5 protein-coding genes are annotated in these 3,065 nt (G+C 45.4%); 4 read left to right on the top strand and 1 reads right to left on the bottom strand.

Annotation, left to right across the window (positions count from 1 at the left end):
• Positions 1-283 precede the first annotated feature (283 nt).
• From MGMO_RS18620 to MGMO_RS18610, 3 genes are all read left to right on the top strand, one after another.
• Positions 284-1,450 (top strand): aminotransferase class V-fold PLP-dependent enzyme, encoded by a 1,167-nt coding sequence (locus MGMO_RS18620; protein WP_023496630.1) that lies wholly within the window; start codon positions 284-286, stop codon positions 1,448-1,450.
• A gap of 74 nt (positions 1,451-1,524) precedes the next feature.
• Positions 1,525-1,821, top strand: coding sequence for a BrnT family toxin (locus tag MGMO_RS18615; protein ID WP_023496629.1), 297 nt, complete (start codon positions 1,525-1,527; stop codon positions 1,819-1,821).
• Positions 1,811-2,089 (top strand): hypothetical protein, encoded by a 279-nt coding sequence (locus MGMO_RS18610; protein WP_023496628.1) that lies wholly within the window; start codon positions 1,811-1,813, stop codon positions 2,087-2,089. The genes MGMO_RS18615 and MGMO_RS18610 overlap by 11 nt, the downstream gene beginning before the upstream one ends.
• Positions 2,090-2,123: 34 nt before the next feature.
• On the opposite strand, the gene MGMO_RS19320 is transcribed toward MGMO_RS18610, so the two are convergent.
• Positions 2,124-2,369: a hypothetical protein gene (locus tag MGMO_RS19320; protein WP_161808527.1), complete on the bottom strand. Its 246-nt coding sequence runs from the start codon at positions 2,367-2,369 to the stop codon at positions 2,124-2,126.
• 264 nt (positions 2,370-2,633) lie between these two features.
• Between MGMO_RS19320 and MGMO_RS21225 the strand changes: the two genes are divergently transcribed.
• Positions 2,634-2,996, top strand: a complete 363-nt coding sequence (locus MGMO_RS21225) for a Pycsar system effector family protein (protein WP_407656570.1) — start codon at positions 2,634-2,636, stop codon at positions 2,994-2,996.
• The last annotated feature ends 69 nt before the right edge of the window (positions 2,997-3,065 follow it).

Below are 3,065 nucleotides of genomic sequence, written 5' to 3'. Positions count from 1 at the left end.
TTCCTAAATACTTTATGGGGAATTTACAAAGAAGGGCTTAATGGCATACCCCATTAAATCCATATCAAAATCAACCCGCCATTTTACTTTTAGTGTACATAAAGTCAATTTTTAACGTGCTAATGATTGCCGAATAGGTAGGGCTATGTCATCATAAATGGAATAGCGAACAGTTAATGGTTGAATTTCCATTCGGGACCAATCTTTTCGATCATTTAGCCGTTCAGCAAAAACCCCACATCTTTACTATCCTTTTTAACAACTATTCACTCGAGGCAAAACCATGGCTGGTCGTAATCACCTGTATATTCCAGGCCCTACCAACGTACCCAACGAAGTCCTTAATGCAATGCACATTGCAATGGAGGACCATCGCTCACCCATTTTCCCCCAATTACTGACACCGTTGTTGCAGGACCTAAAAAAGATTTTTCGCACCGAAACCGGACAAGCGTTTATCTTTCCGGCAACCGGCACGGCGGGTTGGGAAATCGCATTGACCAACTGCTTAAACCCCGGCGATAAGGTGTTGATCTACCGGTTCGGCCAATTTAGCCATTTATGGGCGGAAATGGCTAAACGCTTGGGATTCGATGTCGAAATCCACCAGGAAACCTGGGGCAAAGGTATACCCTTGGATAAGCTGGAAGCCCGTCTAAAGGAAGACAGCAAGCATGAGATAAAAGCCATCTTAGCCACGCACAATGAAACCGCTACAGGCGTTACCAGCGACATCGCCGGAGTCCGCAAAGCAATGGATGCGGCAAAACATCCGGCGTTAATGTTTGTCGATGGCGTAAGCTCCATCGCTAGCATTGACTTCCGTATGGATGAATGGGGAGTGGATGGCGCGATCAGCGGCTCGCAAAAAGGTTTCATGTTGCCAGCAGGCGGTGCATTTTTGGCGTTCAGCCAAAAAGCCTTGAAAGCGACCGAAACCTCCACTTACCCCCGTTGTTTCCTGGATTTACGCGACCAGATGAACACGAATAAAGACGGCTATACGCCATACACGCCCAACCTGCCGCTGCTTTATGGATTGCGTAAGGCACTGGATTTATTGTTGGAAGAAGGCTTGGATAACGTCTATGCCAGACATTACCGCTTGGCAGAAGGCACCCGCAAAGCCGTTGCCGCCTGGGGCCTAAAGCAGTGTGCACACCCTGGTTTTGAATCCAATACCGTCACCGCAGTGATAGTGCCGGAAGACAAGGATGCCCGTCACGTCATCAGCACGGCGTTCAGCAAATACAATATTTCCCTGGGTGCCGGCTTGTCGGAATTGGCCGGCAAGGCTTTCCGTATCGGCCACGTCGGCGACATGAACGATGTCTCCATGCTGGGCGCGATTGCTGGTGTGGAAATGGCGTTGCTGGATAATGGGTTTGATATTAAAGCCGGAAGCGGGGTGGCGGCGGCGATTGAGTATTATCGGGCGACGGCGAAGTAATACAGAAAGGATTGATAATGCCGTAGCATCTGATTGTATTGACAATGGCAATACACGCAATATAATCATAAGCAATGGATAACCGCTATGAAAAGAATGGCATCAGCTTTGTCTGGAATGCCCGAAAAGCAGCGGCAAACCCTAAGAAACACGATGGCATAACTTTTGAGCAAGCCACGGAAGTATTCTTTGATCCTTTTTTCAAATTGGTCGATGCTGACAGGAACGAAGAAGCGCGAGATGCGGTGATCGGCTATGATGAATCGGGCCGGTTACTGTTTGTCGTCCACATTGAACTTGAAGGTGACATCATCCGGCTGATTTCCGCCCGCAAGGCCACTGTTACCGAGCGCAACGATTATGATTTCTGAACCCTTGAAAACCCGATTGACCAAAGACCGTCCTATGACCTCCATCACCTTACGTATTCCTGTTGACGTGGTGGAGTCCATGAAAACAATTGCACCTTATAAAGGTTTTTCTGGCTATCAAGCCTTGCTAAAGTCCTACATCAGCGAAGGGTTGCGGCGCGATGAAGCACAATTTTCCTACAGCAAAGAAGCCAAACTGATTGCGGCATTAAAAAAACTGGGCGTACCGGATAGCGTGATTGAAGAAGCTGCGCGGGATGTGGCGTAGCTAATTTTAAGTGTCGCTAACGCGACGGTTATTTTTAATGTGGGTTCTCGTACCCACTGACGAGATACTTTCTTTTGCGTCGCCAAAAGAAAGTATCCAAAGAAAAGGCGACCCGATGCCGCTTGCTTCCTGCGCTTCTCGCATTTACCGGGGGTTGCCGGAAGGGACTCCCTGTCCCTCCGGCAACGTGCGGCATCCCTGCCGCACCCCTAACGGGCTGTTCCCGGTAAATGCTCCGATGCTCGGCGCGGCATAAGGGAATGGGTGATTGTCGTTGCATGGCAGTGTAGCTTGATACGTAGGCCACATTGCCGTGATAGCGGTTATGTGAAAATCGTATATCCAATTTGTCAGGTAGCGCTCAAGCGCAACCTGACCTACTAGACTTTAGGTGGACATATGGAAAAACAAAATTTTGCTTTAGAGTCTATTAAAAATATTCAAGAGTTGATTAGATTCATCGATCAGAAATCGGGGGCGGTCTTATTAGTATCTGGATTGATAATGACTGCATTTTTGGAATTTTCAAAAGAATTAATCTTCAATTTTAAATCTAACCCCCGCCGGGGCTTTCACTTTCTTATTCGGTGTCAGTACCGTTCTATTGTTAATTTACGTAATTTATCTTTCAATTTTTAAAATCTTGCGTCCTCGGTTAGCCAAATTTTATTCCGATGGTGATTCTCTTTTTTATTTTGGTCATTTAGCTCACATGGACAGAAATAAGATGTTAGAAAATTTTAAAAATTTAGACGATCAAGAAATTTTAAGAAATTTAAGCGAGCAAATATTTGAAGTTTCTAGGATATTAAATACCAAAACAGAAGATCTTCACAATTCAATGAATTATTTATACCTTTCTATTCTTTCTCTATTAGCATTTGTTTTATCATCAAGGCTACTTTAAACACGTAGATTTAAAACGAGGTTATAAAATTAACATCATGGAGAAAAAATGGGATTGAAAGAAAGCTTA

Source organism: Methyloglobulus morosus KoM1 (genome assembly GCF_000496735.2).
In the GTDB taxonomy this organism is placed as follows: Bacteria; Pseudomonadota; Gammaproteobacteria; order Methylococcales; family Methylomonadaceae; genus Methyloglobulus; species Methyloglobulus morosus.
The sequence above is the reverse complement of the archived record's forward strand: the minus strand, read 5'-3'. Positions and strand labels throughout refer to the sequence as shown.